This is a genomic window from Novosphingobium sp. (assembly GCF_039595395.1).
Taxonomy (GTDB): Bacteria; Pseudomonadota; Alphaproteobacteria; order Sphingomonadales; family Sphingomonadaceae; genus Novosphingobium.
The window spans coordinates 2,873,855-2,896,747 of sequence record NZ_JBCNLP010000001.1 but is presented as its reverse complement, the minus strand read 5'-3'; the positions used below and the strand labels follow the sequence as shown (position 1 = coordinate 2,896,747).

Annotated in this window: 19 protein-coding genes and 1 tRNA gene; 2 read left to right on the top strand and 18 right to left on the bottom strand. The window is 65.6% G+C overall.

Annotated features, from left to right (window positions below; all coding sequences use genetic code 11):
• Positions 1-2 precede the first annotated feature (2 nt).
• The gene (locus ABDW49_RS13400; RefSeq protein ID WP_343612530.1) at positions 3-1,640 is read left to right on the top strand and encodes a family 43 glycosylhydrolase; all 1,638 of its coding nucleotides are present in this window, start codon (positions 3-5) and stop codon (positions 1,638-1,640) included.
• A gap of 47 nt (positions 1,641-1,687) precedes the next feature.
• Here ABDW49_RS13400 and treF read toward each other — a convergent pair whose 3' ends face one another.
• The 8 genes from treF to ABDW49_RS13360 all read right to left on the bottom strand — a co-directional run bounded on the left by treF (position 1,688) and on the right by ABDW49_RS13360 (position 13,297).
• Positions 1,688-3,298 carry an alpha,alpha-trehalase TreF gene (gene treF / locus ABDW49_RS13395; protein ID WP_343612529.1) on the bottom strand — a complete coding sequence of 537 codons (1,611 nt, stop codon included), beginning with the start codon at positions 3,296-3,298 and terminating at the stop codon, positions 1,688-1,690.
• 66 nt (positions 3,299-3,364) lie between these two features.
• On the bottom strand, positions 3,365-5,797 hold the full coding sequence (locus tag ABDW49_RS13390; RefSeq protein WP_343612528.1) for a TonB-dependent receptor: 2,433 nt from the start codon (positions 5,795-5,797) through the stop codon (positions 3,365-3,367).
• A 159-nt stretch (positions 5,798-5,956) separates the two neighbouring features.
• Positions 5,957-8,635 (bottom strand): TonB-dependent receptor, encoded by a 2,679-nt coding sequence (locus ABDW49_RS13385; protein ID WP_343612527.1) that lies wholly within the window; start codon positions 8,633-8,635, stop codon positions 5,957-5,959.
• A gap of 196 nt (positions 8,636-8,831) precedes the next feature.
• On the bottom strand, positions 8,832-9,827 hold the full coding sequence (locus ABDW49_RS13380; protein WP_343612526.1) for a FecR domain-containing protein: 996 nt from the start codon (positions 9,825-9,827) through the stop codon (positions 8,832-8,834).
• Complete coding sequence (locus tag ABDW49_RS13375; RefSeq protein WP_343612525.1) at positions 9,790-10,377, bottom strand: sigma-70 family RNA polymerase sigma factor; 588 nt, start codon at positions 10,375-10,377, stop codon at positions 9,790-9,792. The genes ABDW49_RS13380 and ABDW49_RS13375 overlap by 38 nt, the downstream gene beginning before the upstream one ends.
• Positions 10,378-10,593: 216 nt before the next feature.
• The gene (locus ABDW49_RS13370) at positions 10,594-10,728 is read right to left on the bottom strand and encodes a hypothetical protein (protein WP_343612524.1); all 135 of its coding nucleotides are present in this window, start codon (positions 10,726-10,728) and stop codon (positions 10,594-10,596) included.
• A 360-nt stretch (positions 10,729-11,088) separates the two neighbouring features.
• Complete coding sequence (locus ABDW49_RS13365) at positions 11,089-12,252, bottom strand: MFS transporter (protein ID WP_343612522.1); 1,164 nt, start codon at positions 12,250-12,252, stop codon at positions 11,089-11,091.
• A 10-nt stretch (positions 12,253-12,262) separates the two neighbouring features.
• A complete protein-coding gene (locus tag ABDW49_RS13360) occupies positions 12,263-13,297 on the bottom strand; it encodes an aldo/keto reductase (protein ID WP_343612520.1) in 1,035 nt (344 codons plus the stop codon).
• A 99-nt stretch (positions 13,298-13,396) separates the two neighbouring features.
• On the opposite strand from ABDW49_RS13360, the gene ABDW49_RS13355 reads away from it, so the two are divergent.
• The gene (locus tag ABDW49_RS13355) at positions 13,397-14,308 is read left to right on the top strand and encodes a LysR family transcriptional regulator (protein ID WP_343612518.1); all 912 of its coding nucleotides are present in this window, start codon (positions 13,397-13,399) and stop codon (positions 14,306-14,308) included.
• A gap of 126 nt (positions 14,309-14,434) precedes the next feature.
• Here the strand turns inward: ABDW49_RS13355 and ABDW49_RS13350 are convergent, their stop codons facing one another.
• The 10 genes from ABDW49_RS13350 to infA all read right to left on the bottom strand — a co-directional run bounded on the left by ABDW49_RS13350 (position 14,435) and on the right by infA (position 22,521).
• Positions 14,435-17,107 carry a TcfC E-set like domain-containing protein gene (locus ABDW49_RS13350; protein WP_343612516.1) on the bottom strand — a complete coding sequence of 891 codons (2,673 nt, stop codon included), beginning with the start codon at positions 17,105-17,107 and terminating at the stop codon, positions 14,435-14,437.
• 42 nt (positions 17,108-17,149) lie between these two features.
• Positions 17,150-17,668 carry a hypothetical protein gene (locus ABDW49_RS13345; protein ID WP_343612514.1) on the bottom strand — a complete coding sequence of 173 codons (519 nt, stop codon included), beginning with the start codon at positions 17,666-17,668 and terminating at the stop codon, positions 17,150-17,152.
• A 59-nt stretch (positions 17,669-17,727) separates the two neighbouring features.
• Positions 17,728-18,321 carry a hypothetical protein gene (locus ABDW49_RS13340; protein WP_343612513.1) on the bottom strand — a complete coding sequence of 198 codons (594 nt, stop codon included), beginning with the start codon at positions 18,319-18,321 and terminating at the stop codon, positions 17,728-17,730.
• A gap of 162 nt (positions 18,322-18,483) precedes the next feature.
• Positions 18,484-19,131 carry a hypothetical protein gene (locus ABDW49_RS13335; RefSeq protein WP_343612511.1) on the bottom strand — a complete coding sequence of 216 codons (648 nt, stop codon included), beginning with the start codon at positions 19,129-19,131 and terminating at the stop codon, positions 18,484-18,486.
• Between the two features lie 440 nt (positions 19,132-19,571).
• Positions 19,572-20,018, bottom strand: coding sequence for a hypothetical protein (locus tag ABDW49_RS13330; protein ID WP_343612509.1), 447 nt, complete (start codon positions 20,016-20,018; stop codon positions 19,572-19,574).
• A 278-nt stretch (positions 20,019-20,296) separates the two neighbouring features.
• Positions 20,297-20,372, bottom strand: a tRNA-Phe gene (locus ABDW49_RS13325).
• Between the two features lie 86 nt (positions 20,373-20,458).
• Entirely contained in the window at positions 20,459-20,653 is a 195-nt protein-coding gene (yacG, locus tag ABDW49_RS13320; protein ID WP_343612508.1) for a DNA gyrase inhibitor YacG, read from the bottom strand.
• A gap of 9 nt (positions 20,654-20,662) precedes the next feature.
• On the bottom strand, positions 20,663-21,649 hold the full coding sequence (locus ABDW49_RS13315) for a ribonuclease (protein ID WP_343612507.1): 987 nt from the start codon (positions 21,647-21,649) through the stop codon (positions 20,663-20,665).
• Between the two features lie 6 nt (positions 21,650-21,655).
• A complete protein-coding gene (locus tag ABDW49_RS13310; protein ID WP_343614286.1) occupies positions 21,656-22,255 on the bottom strand; it encodes a nucleoside triphosphate pyrophosphatase in 600 nt (199 codons plus the stop codon).
• A gap of 20 nt (positions 22,256-22,275) precedes the next feature.
• The gene (gene infA, locus ABDW49_RS13305; protein ID WP_068080272.1) at positions 22,276-22,521 is read right to left on the bottom strand and encodes a translation initiation factor IF-1; all 246 of its coding nucleotides are present in this window, start codon (positions 22,519-22,521) and stop codon (positions 22,276-22,278) included.
• Positions 22,522-22,893 lie beyond the last annotated feature (372 nt).

The window sequence follows — 22,893 nt, the reverse complement described above, 5'->3', positions numbered from 1 at the left end:
TCATGCCAAGTCGCCGCCGCGCGCTGTCCACTCTGGGCGCCACTCTGGCATCGGGTGCCTGCTCCGCAGCGCTATCTCCCATGGTGCAGGCCGCAACGGCGAAATCCGCCCCGCAATCAGCGCCGCACTGGGGCACCGGGCCGGAGGGCGAGCGCCGCGCGGACCTCGGCAATGGCTGGTATCGCAACCCGATCATGCCGGGCGACTATGCCGATCCATCCGTGCTGAAGGATGGTGACGATTACTACATGACCCACTCCAGCTTCGATGCGGCGCCGGGTCTGATCATCTGGCATTCGCGCGATCTGGTGAACTGGCAGCCGATCGGCCCGGCGCTTCCCAAGCCTTTGGGCACGGTGTTCGCCGTCGACATCGCCAAGCATGATGGGCGCTACTACATCTATATTCCTTTCATGAAGGCGCCGTGGTCGCAGGGGCTGGCCAGCTTCGCCAACATCTATGTGATCCATGCCGACAGCATGGCCGGCCCGTGGAGCGAGCCGGTGGACATGAAGATCGGTGGGTTGATCGACCCCGGCCATGTGGTGGGCGAGGATGGGCATCGCTACCTCTTCCTCTCCGGCATCAACCGCGTGCGGCTGAGCGCGGATGGGCTCTCCACCGACGGCCCGGTCGAAAAGGCCTATGACGGCTGGCACTATCCCGATGAGTGGGTGACCGAGGGCTATTCGCTGGAAGGGCCCAAGCTGTTCCGGCCCGGGGCGTGGTTCTATCTGGTCTCGGCGGTGGGCGGCACATCGGGCCCGGCAACGAGTCATATGGTGATCGTGGCGCGTTCGAAATCGGTGCTGGGCCCCTGGGAGAACTGCCCGCACAACCCCATCGTGCGCACCCGCAGCGACAAGGAGGCCTGGTGGTCGCGCGGCCATGCCACGATGGTCGAGGGGCCGGGCGGCAAGTGGTCGATGGTCTATCACGGCTATGAGAATGGCTATCGCACGCTGGGCCGCCAGACCTTGCTGGAGCCGATGGCGTGGGGAGAGGATGGCTGGCCGCGCGCCTTGGGCGGCGATCTGTCGATGGCTTTGCCGATGCCGACGGGGAAAGCAGGCGGGTCGCATGGCTTTTTGCGTTCAGATGATTTTACCGCGCCTGATTTCGGCACGCGCTGGAGCTTTTATGGCGCCGCGCCGGGCGAGATTGCCCGCGCTCATGTCGGCGGCGGCGTGCTGGACCTGTCCGCCAAGGGATCGAGCCCCGCTGATTGCTCCCCGCTGACGCAGACCGTGGGCGACCATGCCTATGAGATCAGCGTGGTGGTCGAACCCGTCGATGGCGCCGAGGGTGGCTTGCTGCTGTTCTATGATGACCGGCTGTTTCTGGGCCTTGGCATCGATGGGCAGCATATGACGACATGGCGCGGCGGCCATCGCAGCTTCTGGCAGGAACCGGCGCCTGCCACGCCCAAGCTTCATCTCAAAATCGTCAATGACCGCAACATCGTGACGTTTTTCTACAGTCTCGACGGCAAGGCATGGACGCGGCACGGCATCCGCAGCGAGGTCTCGGGCTATCAGGCCAATACGGTGGATGATCTGGCCTCGCTGCGCCCGGCGCTTTACGCCAGCGGCAAGGGGAAGGTGCGCTTTTCGGCCTATCGCTTCCGCGCGCTGGCCTGAAGGCGGTCAGGGGAGGGGCGTGTGGCCCTTCCCCTGCCGTCAGCGCCTCAGGGTTTGGGCGTTTCTTCCGGATATTGCGCGATCAGCGCGCGGGTGACGCCATTGGTCCAGCCAAAGCCGTCCTGCACCGGATATTCGCCGCCGCCGCCGGCCTCGCCGGTTTCGATGTTGTACTTCTCGACCATGCGTCCGGTGCGGTTGTAGAAGGCCGAGACGGTGCCGATCCAGCGATGGGCGATCTCCTTGGCCAGCTCTTCCTGCCCGTTGCGGTGCAAGCCCTCGATGGCGACCCAGGTCAGCGGCGCCCAGCCATTGGGCTGATCCCACTGCTGACCGTTCGTGTTGGTGGTGGTGCGCAGACCGCCCGGCGCCAGCAGCGCGCTGCGGGTCAGTTTCGCGGTGGCCTGCACCTGCGCCGGTGTCGCCATCCCCACAAACAGCGGATAGAGCATGGCGGCGGAGACCACCTTGGTCGGCTGCTTGGTCGTGCTGTCCCAATCGACGAAACGCTGCTCCTTTGTCGACCAGAGCCATTTGCCGACTGCGGCCTTGCGCGCCTCGGCCTGACGGGTGAAATCCTGAGCGCAGGCCGTATCGCCAAGGGCGGCACAGCGCCGGGCGATCGACATCTCCAGATTCCACATCAGGCTGTTGAGATCCACCGGCACGATATCGGTGACATGGATCGTCGAGAGGGTCTTGCCATCCCGCAGCCAGCGCGAGCTGTAATCCCAGCCGCTCTCGGCCCCGGCGCGCAGATCGCGGTTGGTCTGCCCGGCGGGACGCGGCGCGGCCTCGGCAGAGGTGGCGACATCCTCGGCATAGGATTCATCGCGCGGCGTGTCGCGGGCATCCCAATAGCGGTTTAGCAGGCTGCCATCGGGCATGCGCATCACATGCTGGCAGGCGTTGTCCGTGCCGAGGCAGGTGGAGCCGGCCATCCAATAGGCATGCTCACCTTTCAGCGCGGCGAGGCGCTGGCGGGCCAGAGCCGGGTCCTTGTTGTCGGAAAGGTCCATCATCAGCGCCAGAAAGGGCGGCTGCGAGCGCGAGAGGTAATAGCTGCGCGTGCCATTGGGGATATGGCCATAGCGCTCGATCATGCTGGTGAAATTGGCCAGCATGGAATCGATCAGCGGCTGCTCGCCATCGGTCTTCAGGCCCAGCATGGTGAAATAGCTGTCCCAATAATACATCTCCTGATAGCGGCCGCCCGCCACCACATAGGCATAGGGCAGTTGCAGCAGGGATGAGCCGGGCGTGGCGGCCATCGGCGGCTTGGCCAGCACGGGCCAGAGCGCGCGAATATGCTCCAGCATGGTCAGCTTGTGCTGATCGTCCGTGCCGATCTTGCGGAAATGCTTCGCGACGAAGGCGCTCAGCGCTTCCTTACCCTGCGGGTTCTCGGCCTTGTAGGCGGCCAGCACCGCAGCCGGGCCATCGAGCGGCACCATATCGGCGAAGGTCTTGCTGTCGGGGAAGACGCGGGCCAGCTCGACCGCGCGATAGAGGTCACCATAGGTGTCCTCGGGCGTCCCGGCCTTTTGCGAGATGGTCTCGACCCGCTGGGCGGCAGCGGAGAGGGACTGTGCTGCGGCAGGCGCACCGGAAAGGGCCAGCGCCAGAGCGGCGAGGGAGAGCAGGGGGGATTTGGTCATGGAGAAGACACTCGAAGGAAAGGGCCGATCGGACAAGAAAAATCCGACCGGCCCGTTAGACAAGGATCAGAACTTGTAGGCGGCGGTGATCGTTCCGTGGCGCCCGAAGATCGGGCGGCCCAGGAAGTAGCCGTTGCTGTTGGCCGAGCCCACGGTGCGGACGTTGCCCTCGGTCAACGCCAGCGTGTTGGTGACATTCTCCACCGTCGCCTGGATCGAGAAGCGGTCGCTCACATCCAGCGAGGCGCCCAGATCCAGCGTGTTGTAGCTGCCCAGCGGCTGCTGGTTCTCAAGATCGGCAAAACGGTTGCCGATATGGGTGAAGGTGCCGAAGATGCGTGCCTTACCCCAGGCGGTGCGCTGGGTGTAGGAAGGCGTGAAGGCGATCTGGAACTGCGGCTGGCGGTTGACCTGATGCCCCGAATTGGTGCCGAAATCGAGGAACTTGCCGTTCTGCCACACGCCGCGCGCGGCAAGCTGCAGGCCCTCGACCGGACGCAGCGCGCCTTCGAACTCCACGCCGTAAGCGCGCGATCCGCCGAACTGCACCACATTCTGCTCGACGCCATTGATGACGCGAATGTCCTGGAAGACCAGATTGTGGAAGCGGTTGTAGAAGCCGGTCAGATAGAGATCATAGAGCTTCTTGGAGGTCTTGAGGCCGATCTCATACTGGTCGGCGGTCTGCGGCTTGATGTTCTGCAAGGCGGTGGCGTTGCCGCGCAGATCGTCGAACTGCGGCAGCAGGGCGCCGTGGTTGGCGCGCAGGAAGCCGTTGAGCTGACGGTTGAAGGCATAGTCTGCACCGGCGGTCCAGCTCACCTGGGTCTTGCCGTAACGCACATCGGTGAAGGTGCCGTTGAGATAGGTGGCGCCATTGTTGTAGGCCGTCAGCGGGTTGTTATCGAGATCGCCGGTCGAGCTGTTCTCATAGTGATCGGTCATCGAGACATGCTCAACACGCACGCCGCCATCCAGACGCAGCTTGCCGATCTGCCATTCATCGCTCAGGTAACCGGCGACATTGTCGCTGACGTAATAGGCGTTGACGTCATAGCTGTTGGCGCTGGTGAAGCCGTTGCGCGTCAGGATCGTGCCATTGTTGAGCGTGGCATTGAGCACACGCGCCTGCGGCTCCAGCGCCAGCAGGATGTTGTTGCCCAGATACCAGACGTCATGATCGGTGACATGCGCGACATAGCCGCCCAGGGTCAGCGTGTTGCCCTCGAAGATCTTGCGCGAGAGCTTGAGCTCGTCGGTCAGGCTCTGGATATGCTTCTGCACCGACCAGATGCCCGCCTGAATGGTCTGCTGATCGCCAGTCAAAGCCACACCGCTGTCGGCATAGCTGACCGTGCCCGTGCCGCCCGCCGAGGCGAGATATTGCGAGACCGTCTGCGGATTGCTGCCGGTGAAGAGCGCGAAGGTGTTCGACGTGCCCTTGGTGAAGTTGAAGTTGTTCTGGAGCTGGAAAGCACCGAAATCATAGCTGAAGGTGCTGCCCGCCGTCCACACATTGGCGCCGCGACCCTTCGACAGATCCACACCCAGCTTCTGGGTCGGCCCGCCATTGACGCTCGGCCCGGTCTCGATCAGCGTGTTGCGGATCTCGCGGCCCACCAGCGTGTCGGTGCGCGCGTCAAAGCCGGGGAAGGTCGAGAAGGTGCCGTTCCCGGTCTGCAGCAGCGGCATGGGCGCGTAGAAAGCGTTCTGGTCGCTCAGATAACGGCCATAGACGTTCAGCTTGCCCGCATCGAAGGTGTGGGTCAGGCTGCCGGTGATTTGCCCGCCCTGATCGCCGTTGAAGCCGGTGTGGCGGAAACCGTCCGAATAGCGGTAGAAACCGCCGATCATATAGGTGGTGTTCTCGGTGATCGGGCCCTGCGCCACGGCATCGACGCGATAGGTGCCCTCGGTGCCATAGGTGGCGCGCAGCGAGAGATGCGGCTGGCTGGTGCCTTCCTTCAGGATGAAGTTGGTGGTGGCGCCGGGCTGGCCGTTGCTGAAGATGGGGCTGGGGCCGCCGCGCAGCACTTCCATGCGCTCGACCGTGTCATCGAGGCGGAAGATCGAGCTGTTCTCAAGGAAGGACAGCGAGGAGGGCGCGATGATCGGCGAGCCGTTCATCTGCACCGTCAGGAAAGGCGCGTCGCCGGTCGAGGGGAAGCCGCGGATAAAGACGTTGGCGCCGGCCTGACCGCCCGAGGATTCCACCCAGATGCCGGGCACGATCTTGAGCAGATCGGCGGTCGAGGTGGGCTCGATCTCGCGGATCTGCGCGGCAGACGCCGTGGAGATCGAGTAGGAAGCGTCGATCTTGCGCTGGCCTTCGCGGTTGGCGTTGCCGGTGACGACGATTTCCTGCGGCTCGGGGGTGGCGGCGGCGTCAGCGGCAGGCGCGGGGGTCGCCTGCTGGGCGTAGGCCGGGGCGGCCAGCGCCGTTCCGGCGAGCAGCAGCAGCGCAAGCGCCTTGCGATGGTGGGGGATGGTAGCGTGCATGGAGTGTCCTTCCTGCTTCATTATGGTTTTGTGCGCCCATGCCCGGGACGCGCGGGATCTCTCCGTGCGGCAGGCTGGCCGACGGTGGTTTAAAACCGGTCTTTTGTTGGGTCCGGGACTGAGCCTAGGGGGGAGCGCGTGGGCCTTGCGTCGCCATGGTCAGAATCCGTAGGTGGCGGAAAGCGCCACCGAGCGGCCAAGGATCGGGCGGGCAAACATCGCGCCGCTGGGCTGGGCGCCCAGCGTGCGGGGATTGCCTTCGGTGAGGCCGATGGTGTTGGTGATGTTCTCCGCCTTTACCCGCAGGCGCAGGCGCGTGGAAAGGTCGAGGCTGGCCCCGGCGTCGAAGGTCACGAAATGTGGCAGCAACTGCTGGTTCTGCACATCGGACCAGCGGTCGCCCATATAGCTGATCGTGGCAAAGAGGCTTGCCTTGCGGTGGCCCAGTTTCCCGTTCCAGCTTGGGGTGATGCGGCCCTGCCATTGCGGCTGGCGCTGCACGCGGTTGCCGGAGAGGTCGGTCAGGCCATCATTGGTGAAGAAATGGCGGTAATGCGCGTCGAGCCAGCTTCCCGAAAAGGCGACGGAAAGGGCAGGCAGCGGATGCCATTGGCCTTCCAGCTCCACACCCGTCGCGCTGGCACCGCCCACCGAGGCCATCGGCGCACCCTCGGTGATGACGGTGGTGACGAGGCCCTGAAAGCGGTTGTGGAACAGCGTGGCGTAAAGGCTGAAGGGCTTGGTCGAAAGTTTCACGCCGCCCTCGATCGTGTCGACCTGCGGGGTCAGCGTGATGCCGTCGCGCAGATTGTCGAAGAAGGGGAAGCTGTTGCCCCGGCTGAAGCGCATAAAGGCGCCCAGTTTCGCCGTCGGCGCGTAATTGGCGCCCAGCGTCCAGCTCCACGCGCCGCCGCGATAGCGCAAGGGCGTGGCGGTGCCGGTGAAGACCACATCATTGTTGTCGTAAAGCGTGCGCGGATCGCCATCGAGGCCGCCTGCTCCGGCCGCGCGCGTGTCGGCCACGGTGCCATCCACGGCATGGCTCTGGTGACGCAACCCGCCATCGATGCGCAGGCGGTCGGTGACTTTCAGCTCTTCCACGCCGTAAAAGGCCAGATCGTTGCCGGAATAGCTGGCATCCACCAGAAAGCTGGCGCCGCTGGTGAAGCCATCGCGGGTGATGGCGCGGCCATCGGCAAGGGTCATGTTCAGACGGCGGGCATGGGGTTCTGCCGTCAGCAGCAGATCGTTGCCGATGTCCCAGCGGTCGCGCGAGCCATAGGTGGTGGCATAGATGCCGAAGGTTGCCTTGCTGGCCCCGGTGGTCCATTCCAGCGTGGCATCGTTGACCAAAGCGTTGATCCGCTTGGTGATGGTCCAGATGCCCGCCTCGACCACGCTCTGACTGGCGGACACCGGCTGGCCGGTGACCGTGGCCAGCGATCCGATGCGCGCCCCCATGCTGGCGGCCAAATCGGCGGCGTTCTGCGGTGGGGTGTTGTCGGGCACCAGGCCGGTGGTGTCGGCATGGCCCGAGAGCCAGCTGATCTTGTCGCGCAGGATCAGGCCATGGGCCGGGCGCAACTCCAGATTGCCGCCCAGTTGCACGATCCGCGCGCCGCGCCCGTCGGCCAGATTGTAGCGCGTGCCATCGTTCAATGCGCCGCGCTGTGTGTCTGGCCCGGCCAGCGTGCCGCTGCCTGCGCTGAAACCGGGATAGGCGGTGATGCTCTGCCCGTTCTGCTGCAGTGGGATGGGCAGCAACCACTGGCTGCGGTCATTGAGATAACGCCCGAAGACCAGCAGCGAGCCCGCGCCCAGATCCTGCCGCAGATTGGCGGTGATCTGCCCGCCGCGATCGGCATCGAAACCGGGCGAACGAATGCCATCGCCACGCGTGACATAGCCGCCGATCATGGCCCCGGTATGCGGGCCGAGCGGGCCCGAGATGTAACCATCGGCGCGGGTCTCGCCATCGCTGATGAGTGTGGTCTTGATCAGGCCCTCGCGATGCGAGCCACCCTCGCGCTGCACCAGATTGACCGTCACCCCCGGCTGGCCCGAGGCAAACAGCGCGCCGGTGCCGCCGCGCACGGCTTCCACCCGCTGCACCGTCTCATCGATTTGATAAAGCTGCGAGTTTTCGAGGAAAGAGAGCGTGGCAGGCGGAAAGAAAGGCACGCCTTCGCTCTGGAAGGTGACATATTCCGCATCGCCGCCCGAGGGATAGCCGCGCACGAAGATGTTGGCGCCATTCTTGCCGCCGGAGGTTTCGACCGTCAGGCCAGGGACCAGCTTCAGCACCTCGGCGGTGCTGGTGGGGGCAAGCTGGTCGATGGCGGGGCGGTCGATGGTGGTGACGGCGAAGGCCGCCTGCTGGCGCTTCTGGCCGCCGCCCGGCGTGCCGACCACCACGATATCGCTGGTGACGGCAATCTGCGCCGGAGCGAGCGTTTCGGCGTCGGTGAAGACCGGGCGCGGGCGAGGGGCGAGGGTGCGGGGCTCAGCCACGGGCACCGCCACCAGCAGATAGGCGCCGCCCGGCGCGGCACGCGCCTGCCAGCCCGAGCCTTTCAGCAGTTGCGCCAGCGCTCTGTCTGGATCGAGCCGCGCATGCAGCCGCACCGAACGTCGGCCCCGCGCATCGGTGGGCGCGAAGAGGATAGGCCGATGGCTCTGTTTGGCGAAAATCACCAGCGCTTCGGACAAAGGCAGGGAAGGAATGTCGAAAGGCAGCGCCTGACCCGCCTGACCCGCCTGAGCGGCGCCGGGTAAGGCAGCGCAGAGCGCAAGCGCGGCATATACGCCGATCTGCACCCTCCCGCTGAGCCATGGCATTCCCCTCTTCCCTCGCGGCTCCGTCAGATGCGGGGCCTTCAAGGGACAAGACGCAGGCTTGTCCAAAACCCGAACCCCTTTTCCTCATTCCCGTCCGATTTTTTTCGGATCGGCTTTTCCCTGTTTGAAATGGCTGCACATCGGCGAGGATGCAACCTCGTCAGAATGCCAGCTTTACCCTCGTTCGGACAAGGCTTCAGCGCGCGGTGATGGTGATGCCCTCATGCCCGTCATCATGCAGCGTCACCGGGAAGCCGGTGGACAGGGCGCTGAGGAAGCGGGCGCTCTCCCCGGTGCGGAAGGCGCCCGAGATGCGCAAGGCCCCGGCGCGCGGGTCGCTGAGGCGGATCGGATGGTGGCGATAGCGGTTGAACTCGCTCACCGCATCGCTGAGCGGCACGTTCTGGAACTGCAGCAGCCCCTCGCGCCAGCCGGTGAAGCCGGCGGGATCGGGCAGGTCGCGGATCACCCGGTCGTCGCCGCGCTGGGCGAACAGGCGGCCTGGTGCCAGTGTCAGCGCGGTATTGTCCTCGCCGACGCCAAGGTGCCCGCTGTCGGCATAGGCGCGAAGCTGGCCGGGATCGGTGCGCAGGTCGAAGCTGCCTTGCGCGGCGGTGAAGGTCTGGCCGCCCGCCTCGATCCGCCATGGCGTGGCCGAGGATTTGATGCGGAACCAGCCCTGACCATCGAGGCGCATGCTGCGCTCGCCCGAGGCAAAGCGCACCTCCAGCCGGCTGTTGGTGTCGAGCGTGACCAGCGAGCCATCGGGCAGGGTGACATCGGCCTGCTGGCCGACATCGGTGTGGAAGCTCTCGATCGAGGGGGCCTGCGTATGCGCGGCATTCCACGCATGGATGCTGTAGGCGGCAAGCGGCGTGCCCACCAGCGCCAGCACCGCAGCGGCCACGATCGCGGGCCGCCGACGTGCCGGGGGCCGGGCCAGCAGGGTGCGCGCTAAGGTCTGCTGGCGCAGCGCCAGCAGCGGGCTTTCCTCGGCCAGAGCGGCAGCTTGCTCATGCGCGGCGCTGACCTGCGCAAAGGCAGCGGCGTGCTGGGGGCTGGCGTCGCGCCAGGCCGCGAAGGCGCCCTGCGTCGCGGCGCTCGGGTCCTGCATGCGCTCATGCCAGAGCGCCGCCTGAGTCAGGAGAGGGTCCTCAGCGATGGCGCCAGTCCCTGAAGGCGGCGGCGACATGCGCAAGGGCACGCGCCTGATGCTTTTCAGCGGCGCGCGTCGAAATGCCCAGCGCGCGGGCGACATCGGCCATTTTCAACCCTTCCATCACGCGCAGCACGAAAACGTCGCGGCTGCGATCGGGAAGCTCCAGCAGCACGGCCTGTAGCCGCACTGCCGCCTCCTTGCTTTCCAAGACGCGGTCGGCGGAAATATCCGAACTGGGCAGGACAAGATCGTCGCGCAATTCGTCATGAAGTCTGGTTTCGCGCACGGCGGCGCGCCTTGCGCTGTCCTTGAGCACATTGGCGGCGGTGACGAAGAGGAAATGTTCGGGCTTCTCGATGCCCGCCGGGTCCTGCATCCGGCTGAGGCGCAGATAGACGTCCTGCACCAGATCGGGGACATCGGCCTTGACGGTCACACGCCGCTCGAAAAAGCGGTGGAGCGCCTGACCATAGCCCTGCGCCAGCCGCGCCAAAACCTGCCCCCGCCGATTGGGCTCGGCCAAGGTGCTCTCGGCCCGAGTGCCCTCGGCCACGGCGGCAAGCGGGGTTTCCTCGCGGTTCATGCTGCTTTCTGGGCGCCAGAGACGGCGATCTGTCAAGCTTTGTGCGTGGAGAGTTTGGGAGAGTTTGGCGCATGGCGCGGCGGATGGGCATGGCCTCATCGATGAAGGCGTGCTGTTTCAACGCTATGCCGCGGCGCAATGGGGAACATGTCACCCGGAGGCGACATGACGGTTTATTCGGTGGGCGGGGCCTGTGCCGGCCCCATGCCAGCCTGCTTAGTCCACCATATCGGCGACGATGCGCCGCAGTTCGGCCTGCGACAGCGTGCCGGCGGGGGTTTCCCGCTCCCGGCGCGGCGCGGCCACGATGGTATGGAGGGGCAGGTGGAAGTTCATCAGTTGAGTCATCATTGTCATCAAATCTCGAAAAAATGGGGCGCGCTTGGGCGCCATATGTCATGTGAGTTAGTGTGAATGGGCGGCGTTTTGCCTGTAAACCATTGAAAGCCTGCAAGGTTCCCCTTGAACAGGCTTATCGGTCGTCAAGCTGGAAATCGCCTTGCGGCGCGCCGGGCGGAAGTGGGTTGGAAGCCTTGGGGGTTTTCGCCTCTGTGGGGCTTCCAAAGTCGGTCGCATGCGACATTGACAGGGTCCATATGGCCTCAAGCTGTGGAAAAGTCAAGGTGGGCGGTATCGCCCTGCAGCGATGAAGGGGCCGACGCGCCGCGCCGACCCCTTGATGGGCTTATGCTTTCCGGGCCGGATGGGCGATCAGCAGGGTTGGGGCTCCGGCTGGGGCGCCTCGCGCATGGCCAGCACGCAGACCAGCCCGGAGGCCGCCGCCGCCGCGCCCGCCAGCGCCACCGTGGGATAGCCCAGCCCCAGCGAGATCACCCCGCCACCCAGCGCCGCGCCGATGGCATTGCCCAGATTGAAGGCGCCGATGTTCATCGCCGAGGCAAGGTTGGGCGCATCCTTGGCGGCATTCATCACCCGCACCTGCAGTGGCGGCACCAGAGCGAAGCTGGCAATGCCCCACAGGAACACCAGAACGGCGGTGGGCAGGGCCTGAGTCATGGTCAGGGCAAAGGCCACAAGGATCGCGGTGAGCGAGGCCAGCGTGACCATCAGCGTGCGGTCGACCGAGCGGTCGGCGAATTTGCCGCCCAGCCAGTTGCCCACCGTCAGCCCCACGCCATAGGTGACCAGCATGGCGGTGATAAAGCCCAGCGAGGCGCCGGTGGCCTCACGCAGGATGGGGGTGATGTAGGTGAAGACGGTGAACATCGCGCTTGACCCGATGACGGTCAGCGCCAGCGCGCCCAGCACCGGCTTGCGGGTCAGCACGCGCAGTTCGGCTCCGGCATCGCCGCCTTTGGGGGCGGGCAGCGCGGGCAGGGTCAGGCGCAGGGCCACCATCGTGGCGCCGCCCAGCGCGGCAATGCCCCAGAAAGAGGCGCGCCAGCCCATATGCTCGCCCGCCCAGGTGGCCAGCGGCACGCCCACCACATTGGCGATGGTCAGCCCCATGAACATGGTGGCGACGGCACCGGCCTGCTTCTGCGGCGGCACCAGACTGGCCGCCACGATCGAGCCGACGCCGAAAAAGGCGCCATGGTTGAAGGAGGTCAGCACGCGCGCCGCCAGCAGCATGGCATAGCCCTGCGACACCGCCGCCAGCAGATTGCCCAAAGTGAAAATCCCGGCCAGCAGGATCAGCAACTGGCGCCGGGGCACGCGCCCGGTGGTCAGCGTCATCAGCGGGGCGCCGATCATCACGCCCAGCGCATAGGCGCTGATCAGCAGACCGGCGGTGGGGATCGAGACGCCAAGGTCTCCGGCGATCACCGGCAGCAGACCCATGGGGGCAAATTCGGTGACGCCGATGCCGAAAGCGCCGACGGAGAGGGCCAGAAGGCCGGGGTTGATCTTCATGGGTAGTTCCTCAAACCAGCGGCGGGTTCAGGCGGGCAAAGCCCTCCTGCTGGTGATAGGGTGTGTGCGGATAGGGCGGCAGCACGAAGCTGGCGGCATCGAGCTTGGCCACCTGTTCCGGGGTCAGCGCCCAGCCGACCGCGCCGAGGTTCTGCCTCAACTGTTCCTCATTGCGCGCACCGATGATCACCGAGGAGACGGTGGGGCGGCGCAGCAGCCAGTTGATGGCGATCTGGGGGACGGTCTTGCCGGTTTCCTCCGCGATCTCCTCCAGCGCGTCGATGGTGCGATAGAGCAGTTCGGTTTCGACCGGGGGCGCGAACTGTTCGGTCTCATGCAGGCGGCTGCCCTCGGGCACGGGGCGGTTGCGGCCGATCTTGCCGGTCAGGCGGCCCCAGCCCAGCGGGCTCCACACCAGCGCGCCCACGCCTTGATCGGCGGCCAGCGGCATCAGGTCGCTTTCATAGGCGCGCCCGATCAGCGAGTAATAGACCTGATGCGCCACCAGCGGCGGCAAGCCATGCTGCTTCGCGATGGCCTGCGCCTTCATCAATTGCCAGCCGGGATAGTTCGACACGCCCGCATAGCGCAGCTTGCCCTGATCGATCAGGCTGGCCAGCGTGCCCATCAGTTCCTCGACTGGGGTGGAGGCATCGAAGGCATGCAGTTGCAGCAGATCGATATAATCGGTGCCGAGGCGGCGCAGCGAGTCCTCCACCGCGCGGATCAGCCTTGCGCGCGATGCGCCCCAGTCCTGCGGGCCATCGCCCATCGGCAGGGCGGTCTTGGTGGAGATCAGTGCTTCATCGCGGCGACCACGCAGGGCCTCGCCCAGAATTTCCTCCGAGGCGCCGCCGGAATAGACATCCGCCGTGTCGAACAGTGTGACGCCCGCCTCAAGGCAGATGTCGAGCAGGCGCCGCGCTTCGGCGGCATCGCTGCTGCCCCAGGCGCTGAAGAGCGGACCTTGCCCGCCAAAGGTGCCGGTGCCGAAGCTGAGGGCGGGAACGCGCAATCCAGAGGAGCCAAGTTGACGATAGTCCATGAGTCGATCCTAGCCTTGATATTTGACGCATAGATGGACTCTGTGCAGCGCCAGCAGTAGTCACCATGAACGCAAGGGATTTTTGCGCTGGAGGCAAAGATGGTCGATGAGGCAAGGCTGACCGGCAGCGACGACCGCGCCCATGCGCTCGGCCTGTTCACCGCTGTGGTGGAGGAAGGCAGCTTTTCCGGCGCGGGCCGTCTGCTGGGCCTCAGCCCCTCGGCGGTCAGCCGGGCGATCGATCGCATCGAGGCGCGGCTGGGTGTGCGGCTGCTGCTGCGCTCGACCCGCGCGCTGACGCTGACGGCGGAGGGGCAGGCCTATTTGCAGATGGCGCGGCGCATTCTGGCCGATCTCGACGATGCCGAGCAGCAGATCGCCGATCAGGGCGCGCCGCGCGGGCGGCTGCGGATCAATGCCGCGCTCTCGCATGGGCGGCTCTGCGTGGTGCCGCTGCTGGGCGAATTCGCGGCGCTCTATCCGCATATCGTGGTGGACATCGCGCTGACCGACACGCTGGTCGATGTGGCGGGCGGGCAGGCCGATGTGGCGATCCGCTTCGGCCCGCTGGCCGACAGCACGCTAACCGCGCGCAAGCTGGGTGAAACGCGTCGCGTGATAGTGGCCGCGCCCGCCTATCTGGAGCAGCATGGCACGCCGCAACTGCCTGAGGACCTCTATCGCTTCAACTGCCTCAACTTCAACTTCCGCCGGGTCGAGCCGGTCTGGCCCTTCCGCCGCGACGGGCGCGATTACGCCCTGACGGTCAAAGGCAACATCGAGGCCAACAATGGCGAGACGTTGGGGCAACTGGCCGCGGCGGGCGTCGGCGTGGCGCGGGTCGGCCATTTCAGCGTGGCGGCGCAGATCGCTTCGGGGCAGTTGGTGCCCATTCTGGAAGAGTTCAACCCCGGCGATGTGGAGGCGATCCATGCTCTGTTCGTCGGCGGGGTCAGCACGCCCGCGCGCATCCGCGCCTTCGTCGATTTTCTGGCGGAACGTCTAAGATAGCACCGGCAGGCGTCTGTCTGAAAATCCGGCGAAAGAGCCGGATTTTAGCGGCGCCAGCCCGCTCCCCCGCCCGGCCACCCACAGGATACTGCCGTTGGATGACCGGGCGGGAGAACGGGCTAGGCCTTACTTGTCGCAGGCCAGCTTGCCCACGCGGTACAGCACGCTGGACGAGGTCTTGCCGATGATCTGCTGGACCGGACGGGCAAGGCAGGCCTGGCCGGTATCGGTCTTGATGGTCACCGTATCCTCCAGTGGCGAGGTGACGGTGAAATAGCCCAGATCGTCGGTGGTGATCAGATCGTCACCCGCCTGCACCCGCGCATTGCGCAGCGGGCGGCCATTGGCATCCACCGCCTGACCGAACAGCGTGACGATTTCGCGCGCCGTATAATCCAGCCGCACCACATTGCCCGGATAGAGCGGCACCTCATGCACCGTCGCTTCCAGATCGAAGGGCGGCGCGCCTTCGGGCTTGAGCCCGACGCGATAGGATTTGAGCGCGGGCAGGCCGACCGCCACGCTCTGCCCCGGCTTCACCAGATTGCCCGGCCGCGAATCCACCGTGACGCGATAGCCGCCCGAGGCGATCGGGGTCTTGGGATGATCCTCATCGTCATCCTGCTGCTCCGCCATGCGTTGCGAGGGGATGGAGGTGGCGCGCCCGTCATCGTCCTGCGCCTTGATCTTGACCAGCACCAGACCGCTGGCCGGATTGGCCACGCCGATCTTGAAGCTGCCGCCGCCGATGGCAAAGCCGGTCTGGCCGTTGAACAGCAGCGACTTGTCGCTGGTGCCGCCGGAATCGGTTTCATACTGGGCGGTCAGATCCGCCTGCCCGATCTGCGAGGAGGCGCGGGCCAGCGCGAAGACGCGGTTGCTGTCCGCATCGGTCGAGCCGCCCAACTGGGTGACCAGATCGGTGTTGCCGATCTGGCGGTTCTGGGTGATCGTGCCCGAGGCCACCGGCGAGACGCCGTTGCGCACGCTGCCGTCATTGCTGTGCGCGACCTCTCCGCCCAGATTGAAGGCGGCATCGGTGCGGCGGTTGACCTGACGATAGAAGGCGAAGCCCAGCGTGAAGCGGCGATCCACTTCGGAGACGCTGCCCTGCGCGGTCATCAGCGCCACGCCGATCAGCGGCAGGCGCACAGGCCGCGTGAACTGCGCGGAATAGGTGTAGCGGTCGGGCAGGGCGCTCGAGCGCGTGTAACCGGCGCTGAGCGCCAGCGTGCCGCCCAGCAGCTTGCGCTGCACCGAGGCGAAGATCGAATCCTCGGAGCGGTAGAAGGGGCGATAGGTGCGCAGATCGAAGCTGGTGGCGTCGCCCAGCGGATCGTCGGTATGGGTGGTGCGGGCCGACAGGCTGAAGGTGGTGCTCCGGAAAGCGACCTGACCGCTGACCAGCCCCGACCAGGTGCCGCCCGAGCCGATGCCGCCCGCGATGATCCCCTGCGTCTTGCCGCGAAAGAGCTGCAGCGAGCCTTCGCCATAGACGCGCGGGCCGAACATCAGCACCTTGGCCCCCAGCGCCAGCGAGCGCCCCATGCGCCGCTGCACCGAGGCGGTGGCGGCAAACTCGCCGGTCAGCGGCGGCAGGAAGGCCTGTTTGTCGACCGTGGTGCCGATGTCGCTGCCGAGCTGATAGCTGTCGGACACGCGCTCACCCACGCGCAGGTCGAAGGCCAGCTTGCCCGGCGGGGGCAGGTTGGCCAGCTTGGTGAAGCTGCGCCGCTCATCCAGCAGCACCGTGTTGCCGTTGCGCGCGACGATGCGCACCGTGTAGGAACCGGTGGGGAAATTCTGCGTGTTGATCCGCTGCAGACCCGCGTCATATTGCGCGGCCTGCACCAGCACGCCATCGCGATAGACCTCGACCTGGGCGCGCTGCGGCAGCACGATGGCCAGCGGCGTCGCCGTGTCGTTGGGGCCGTCGATCAGGGTCTGGTAGAAGCTGCTGAACTGGGCGCCGGCGATGCGATAGCTGTTGAAGGTCAGCAGGTTGAGATCCTGCAGCAGGCCCGCGGCCACCTTGCGCTCGGACCAGATGCGCTGGGCGTAGAGCTCCTGCTCGCGCAGGCCCTGCGTGTCGGTGAGCACGGTCTGCCCCACCAGCGCGGTGCGCCCGACGCTGGCAACGGTGTCGAAGATGCCGCCATAGCGCACCTCGCCGCCCTGCAGCGCCGCCGAGAAGCGCGCGCCCTGGATCAGCGAGGGGCCCGAGACCGGGGCGCCCAGACGACGGATCTCGACCGGCCGGGTCTTGAAGAAGCTCTGCGCCAGAAACAGCGAGACGGCGAAACGCTCGGGCAGCACCACCACGCCCGACTGGCCCGGCGGCAGGATGCCGCAGGCCGAGGTGACCGCTTCGCCCGGCTTGCAGCGCAGGCTCTCATTGGTGGGCAGCGGATCGGACAGCAGGGCGATGACACGCGCGGCATCCACCTCGTCGCCCAGCGCGGCGGCCACGGCGGCCGGATCGGTGAAGCGCAGGCTGTTGTCGCGATAGGTCGCCTGAAACGCGCCGATGTGGCGACCCTCGAAGGTCAGGTCGAACAGCGTCGTGGTCTGGTTCGACATGTCCTCGAAACCGGTCGGCGCGCGGGTGCGCAGCTGCTGTCCGGCGGTCTGCTCGGTCATCTTGATCTTGTTGGCGGGCGTTGCCGGGGGCACGACGGGTTGCGCCGGAGCCTGAGCCTGCGCCAGCGCCGTCTGGGCGGTCACCACCCAGCAGGCGGCGCACAGCAGAAAGGGAAGGCGGCGCGACATCCGGTCACGCCCGACCAGCGACAGGATCATGAGTGCCCCGCGAAAAGTGAGAGTGAAAAAGATCCGTGAGGATCAGAGAGGGTCGATCGCCAGCCGCAACCTGTCGAGGTAGCGGCCTGCCTGACCCTTGAGCAATTCGTCCTGCGGCGCGCGCAGGCGCAGCGTGGCATTGGGCCCCCGGTCGCAGGTCGCATCGGCGGGGGCTTGCCCCTCGATCGCGACCAGCACCTGATCCTGCAGCGTCACATCATGGCTGACGCCGGCGCCATCGGTTAGCGACAGCGTGTAGCGCAGCTTGCCCGGCCCCATCAGCGCGCCGCCGCTCAGGCTGGCGATGCGCAGGCGATAGCGGCCCGTGCTGCTGGCGAGGCACAGATCGATGGCGTCCCATGCATCGCCCGTTCCGCTCCACACCGTGTGCGCGGTATGGGCATAGAGCCGCAGATCGGCCCGAGGCGCGCTGGGAGCGCTGTGCATTGCCACGGGCGGCGGCGACAGCAGCGAAACCGCCGAAGCATGGCCCGAAGCGACAGGAAAAACCATGGCCGCAACCGGCGCGGCGGCCAGAATAGCGATAAGATTGCGTACCACGGGTCGTCTCCAACCGGAAAGGTGGCGGTGGCCGCCCGGAAGCGGCCACCGCAACGCCATTAGATGGTCGAGACCGTGATGGTCAGCGTACCCTTGTAGGTGCCAGCCGTCGCAGCCAGGATGTTGGTGTTGTTGATGCCAACATGGACCAGGGCGTTCTTGCCCACGTCCGAGCAGTCCAGCGTGGCGGGACGGGCCTGGCCACCCGAGGTGGTCTTGTAGCCGGTCACGACATTGCCGGGCCAGGTGTAGTTCTTGAACGAGTTGCTGACGTTGTCCGAAACCCACACGTCATAGCTCAGCTTGGCGTTGGTCGAGGCGTTGGTCAGGGCGAAGGGGTTGGTGGTGCCGGCGGTGCCGTCAACCTTCAGCGTGTAGCCGCCATCGGCGCCGATGTTCGAGTAGACACAGAACTTGCTCTCGGTGTCTTCGCGGCTGAAATAGGGGCTGGTGACGGCGTCAGGCGTGACGTTCAGCGTCATGTCGGTCAGGCCCGAGATGCGGACCATCGAGGGGATGACGGCGGTGAAATCAACGGTGCCGGCGCTGCTCGAGGTCGACAGGGCGCCGTTGGTGGCGGCCATGGCAGGAGCGGCCATCACGGGAGAAAGCACCAGAGCTGCGATTAACGCCTTGTTGAGAAGCTTTACCATATAGAGACCTCCAGGTTATAAGCCCGGACAGAATGTGCGGGCTTTGCGTTTGATCTGGCGGCGTCTTGTCTAGGGAACACCGCCAGGACTTCAGGTGACGCGGGTACGTCATTCAGGGCGTTTTCATTTTTAGCGAAATGGAAACGCCCGACCCTACCCTTCTCAGGGCAGAACTACGGATTTGGGTTCGGTCGAGGCGTACAACCTCTGCCTTGCGTGCAAGGTGTCGGTCGATGATCCGGTCTTCAATTCCCAGCTTGTTCCCGGATACATGCGGTGCGAGCCGACACCCTGACAGGCCGTGGTGTCGTTCTTGCTCTTGGCAGGCTGCGTGGCGCAGAGTTCGCCATCGAACAGCAGAAGATTGGTGTTGCCGTCATTGCGGATGACCAGCGTCTTGTCGCCCTGGGTGGTGACCAGATGCGCCTTGGCATCGTTGGGGCGCGCGGTGACCAGCACATCATAGGCGGCCAGCAGCTTGATCGCCATGTCGCGGTTGGCGACATTGCTCTGCGTGGTCTCGATATCGCCGACCTGCGGCGAGATGCGGACGCGATAGATGCGGTCGCTGGTCAGGGCGTTGTTGAGCGAGACAATCCGGATCGAGCGCATGCCGCCCGGCTCCAGAATGAGCCGATTTGGTGTCACCAACAGGCCCAGCTTGTCGGGATCTGCCTCTTCCACCCGCTTTTCCGTGGCCGTGCCAGGATTGACGATTTCGGACGGCGCGACAGTAATGTAGTAACGATCTTTACTTTCGTTACGAATGATTACATCGGCACGCGGCGTGATGTTGGGCTCAAAGTCCACCCACAGACGATCAATCGCCAATTGTGCGCTGGCTGGTGCTGCACCGCACAAGAGCAGTGCAGTACAAAGACTGCGGAAGTGTAACATTTGTAGTGCCCCACACCCGGCAGAACGGAAAGTTTCTTCCGTTTCTTCTACTGCCTTGGCTTGGCTTCGAGATAGGGGATACGCCCATTCAGTCAAGCTAAACCCCGCCACCACAGTCCCGGAACGAGACAGATCGTTGAGGGGGAAAACCCTACGTGGATTTAACTATGGATTTTTTAAGGGAAATTCCTGCGGGGCAGGGGGCCGCGCTTCGCCGTATAGGCGCGTCGGACAGGGTGCGCGCGTTAACTATTGGTACAGGGAATCGGGCCGAAATCGCCCTTTTTCGCGACTCAGAGCGGTCGATTCCCCAGCAATGCCGCAGTTTTGTTGCGCCAAAAGGCGCCAAATTGTCACACAGCGGTGATCGTGACCTGAACCGGTTCTGAACTCGTGGACTGCGTGGCCGCCGCCAGCGTGTAGGTCTGACGCATCAGCCCGCTATGCTCCATGGCGGTGGCCGGCGTGGCCTCCTGATGCACCAGGCTGACATTGCTCTTGGCGGGAAGGGAGACCTCCACCAGATTGCCGTCGGTGCGATAGATATCCAGCTTGGCGCTTTGGCCCGTCGAGACGGTCTCGGGCACATGCACCATTATGCCGCCCGATTCCGAGGTCAGCGTCCACAGGCCGACCGCGCCCTGCGCCGCGGCCTCGATACCTGCCCCCAGCGGAGGAATGATGACCGTGATGGTCGCCGAGGCGCTGGAACTGAAGCCGACGCGCCCGTCACTGGCCTGTGCCACTGTCGGAAGAGCCAGACCCAACATCAGGCCCGCGATCGTCTTTGCTGTCTTCACGTTCAACGCCTCCTTGCGGAGGGCATCTGATAGGCATCATCCGCCAAGGAATGGCTTCGGTGTGTGGTTAATGGGCTGTTGAGCCTGTGCCCTTGTTGCGCAGCATGGGCAGCGTCAGGGGGCGCGGGGCGGGATGGGCGCGGAGGCGCATCAAGTCCGCGCCTGCTTGCGAGGAGCGTCGGACGGCATCGCGGCCCGATCGGCCCGCAGACCTCGCGGCGAGGGCCGGAGGTCTTCATCGATCCATCAAATATCGTGAAAAACCAGAGATGAGGCGATGGTGCCTGGGGACGGAATCGAACCGCCGACACGGGGATTTTCAATCCCGTGCTCTACCAACTGAGCTACCCAGGCATCGCCTTGGCTGTCCGGTTTGTGACCGTTCAGCGTCTGGTGGAGGCGCCTATGGCCAAGGACTCGTGCCTTGGCAAGCAGGAAAATCACTCTGTGGAAAAATCCTTGGGGCGGCTGGACGAAAGTCCGTCCGATTCTTCGTCGATCACGGGGCCGGGCAGGGCATAGCCATCTTCCAGCCATTGCATCAGATCGCGGTCGCGGCAGCGCGCCGAGCAGAAGGGGGTATGGTCGGCACTGCGGGGCTTGCCGCAGATGGGGCATTTGCGTGTGAGGGTCATGATGCGGTCCTAAAGAGGAATGGCCTGGGCAAAGCCGCCGTCCAGCGCCATTATGGTTTTTCCGGGGCCGGGCGTTTCGGCCCAACGGATGCTGCGCCCGCTGCGCCGTGCCAGCTCGGCCTCCCATGCGGGCAGAATGGCTTTGCGCACGGCAGGGGGGCAGGTGAGCAGCAGGGCGCCGGGCTCATCCACCCTTTCCGCGCGGCGCAGCAGCAGGCGTGCTGCGGCATCGGCGCGATGATGTGCCAGCCTCGCCAGCAGCGAGGGCCGCTCCATCCGCGCCACGATCTGCACAAAGCCGAAGCCGTTCATCGCGGTGCGCTCATGGTCATAGGCGTCGAGCGCGGTCTCCAGCGCCCCGTCCACCGCCTGCCGGTCCGCCTTGGCCGAGAGGGTGGGAAAGTCGATGCCGATCGACCCGGCCAGATCCAGCCAGCCGATGGCCTGCGCGACGGGCTCAACAGCGGCCAGCGCCAGATCGCGCGGGGGCAGGGGGCCGTCGATGTCGATCAAGGTCATGGCGGGGGTGGGGGAGACGATCAGCGCGCCACCGGCAAAGGCGATCTCGCCCGACCATGCGGCCTCCCACACTTCGTCCCAGTCGCCGCCGGGCAGGCGGCGCACGGGTTTGGCGTCATGGCCTTGCGCGCGCAGGCTGTCGGCAAGGCTGGGGGCGGGGCGGGGTTCGCCGCTGGTGGGCTTGGCCCTGGCCTGTTTGAAGCGCCCCTTTTCGGCCAGAGCCGCGCGGGTGACGATCAGGCGGATATTGGCGCCCTCGCTGGCGTCACGCGGCAGGGAATCGACCAAAGCCTCCTCGCCGCTGGCAAAGCGGGCGATGCCGCGCCGTGTTCCGGCGAGGCGGGTGGTCAGGCGCGCCTCCTCGATCTGCCCGGCGGCAAGCATGCCCGGCCAGTCGAGCCTTGCGGCCACCACCTGTCCATCCTTGTAACCGAGGGCGCGATCCTCGCCGATGCCCTGTTCGACGAGCCATTCCATCGCGGATCAGCCCAGCGGATAGCCGGCCCAGCGCAGCAGGGCGCGGGTTTCATAGAGCGGTAGGCCGATCACGCCCGAATGGCTGCCCGCCAGCGCGCGGATCAGCGCCTCGGCCAGGCCCTGGATGGCATAGCCACCCGCCTTGCCAAGGCCTTCGCCGCTGGCGACATAGGCCTCGATCTCGGCCTCGCTCAAAGTCTTGAAGGTGACGATGGTCTCGGACAGGCGCGACTTTTCGCGCCCTTCCGCATCCACCACGGCCACGGAAGCGAACACACGGTGCCGACGCCCGGCCAGCTTGCCCAGCATGGCGCGCACACCGTCGTCGGTCTCGGCCTTGTCGAGGATGCGGCGGCCCAGGGCCACCGTCGTATCGCCCGCGATCACGATCTCGCCGGGCTCGGCTTTTACCGCGCGTGCCTTTTCCTGCGCCATGCGCAAGGCATAGGCGCGGGGCACTTCGCCCTTGCGCGGATTTTCATCGATATCGGGGCTGGCGATGCGGGTGGGCGCGACATTGAGCCGCGCCAGCAATTCCCGCCGCCGGGGCGAGGAGGAGGCCAAGACCAGCAGCGGCCGGGCCTTGTCAGACCCGTCAGCCTCCATCAACGCGGAAACGGCGATGCTCAATAGCCGCCGGGGCCGCCGCGGCCGGGCATGAAGCGGTAGGTGATGCGCCCCTTGGTGAGGTCATAGGGCGTCAGTTCGACCAGCACTTCGTCGCCCACCAGCACGCGGATGCGGTTCTTGCGCATCTTGCCGGCGGTGTGGCCGAGGATTTCATGGTCATTCTCCAGACGCACGCGGAACATCGCGTTGGGGAGAAGTTCGACCACCTGGCCGCGCATTTCGAGGAGTTCTTCTTTTGCCATCCGGTTTTTCGGTTTCCAAAGTGGAGGAGGCCCAAAAATCCGGGCCGGGAGATCGATCAGGTGCCTAAACAACCCCTGTTTGGGCGGGCACATAGCGGCAGATGTGCCAAAAGGGAAGCCTTGGCGTGGTTGTTTGGATATTCGGCTTACGCCGAATGTGCGGCACCGGCCCTCTCCCCCGCCCGGCCACCCATCAATAGTATCCTGTGGGTGGCCGGGCGGGGGAGAGGGCCGGTGCCGCTCTGACAATGTGCGAAAGCACATTGTCCAAACAGACCAAACCGCCTGAAACATCGTAAATGGGCGCGAAAGCTGTTGCAGATATGCAGCAAGTGTATCCCGGACGCGACAAATTAATACCCGCATCCGCTT

Bases quoted from the DNA above. Each gene is read 5' to 3' on its own strand.
- ABDW49_RS13390 (WP_343612528.1), bottom strand. From the start codon at position 5,797: ATGCACGCTACCATCCCCCACCATCGCAAGGCGCTTGCGCTGCTGCTG.
- ABDW49_RS13380 (WP_343612526.1), bottom strand. From the start codon at position 9,827: ATGTCGCCGCCGCCTTCAGGGACTGGCGCCATCGCTGAGGACCCTCTC.
- ABDW49_RS13400 (WP_343612530.1), top strand. From the start codon at position 3: ATGCCAAGTCGCCGCCGCGCGCTGTCCACTCTGGGCGCCACTCTGGCA.
- ABDW49_RS13350 (WP_343612516.1), bottom strand. From the start codon at position 17,107: ATGATCCTGTCGCTGGTCGGGCGTGACCGGATGTCGCGCCGCCTTCCC.
- ABDW49_RS13360 (WP_343612520.1), bottom strand. From the start codon at position 13,297: ATGGACTATCGTCAACTTGGCTCCTCTGGATTGCGCGTTCCCGCCCTC.
- ABDW49_RS13365 (WP_343612522.1), bottom strand. From the start codon at position 12,252: ATGAAGATCAACCCCGGCCTTCTGGCCCTCTCCGTCGGCGCTTTCGGC.
- ABDW49_RS13385 (WP_343612527.1), bottom strand. From the start codon at position 8,635: ATGCCATGGCTCAGCGGGAGGGTGCAGATCGGCGTATATGCCGCGCTT.
- ABDW49_RS13375 (WP_343612525.1), bottom strand. From the start codon at position 10,377: ATGAACCGCGAGGAAACCCCGCTTGCCGCCGTGGCCGAGGGCACTCGG.
- ABDW49_RS13340 (WP_343612513.1), bottom strand. From the start codon at position 18,321: ATGGTAAAGCTTCTCAACAAGGCGTTAATCGCAGCTCTGGTGCTTTCT.
- treF (WP_343612529.1), bottom strand. From the start codon at position 3,298: ATGACCAAATCCCCCCTGCTCTCCCTCGCCGCTCTGGCGCTGGCCCTT.
- yacG (WP_343612508.1), bottom strand. From the start codon at position 20,653: ATGACCCTCACACGCAAATGCCCCATCTGCGGCAAGCCCCGCAGTGCC.
- ABDW49_RS13370 (WP_343612524.1), bottom strand. From the start codon at position 10,728: ATGATGACTCAACTGATGAACTTCCACCTGCCCCTCCATACCATCGTG.
- ABDW49_RS13355 (WP_343612518.1), top strand. From the start codon at position 13,397: ATGGTCGATGAGGCAAGGCTGACCGGCAGCGACGACCGCGCCCATGCG.
- ABDW49_RS13315 (WP_343612507.1), bottom strand. From the start codon at position 21,649: ATGGAATGGCTCGTCGAACAGGGCATCGGCGAGGATCGCGCCCTCGGT.
- infA (WP_068080272.1), bottom strand. From the start codon at position 22,521: ATGGCAAAAGAAGAACTCCTCGAAATGCGCGGCCAGGTGGTCGAACTT.
- ABDW49_RS13310 (WP_343614286.1), bottom strand. From the start codon at position 22,255: ATGGAGGCTGACGGGTCTGACAAGGCCCGGCCGCTGCTGGTCTTGGCC.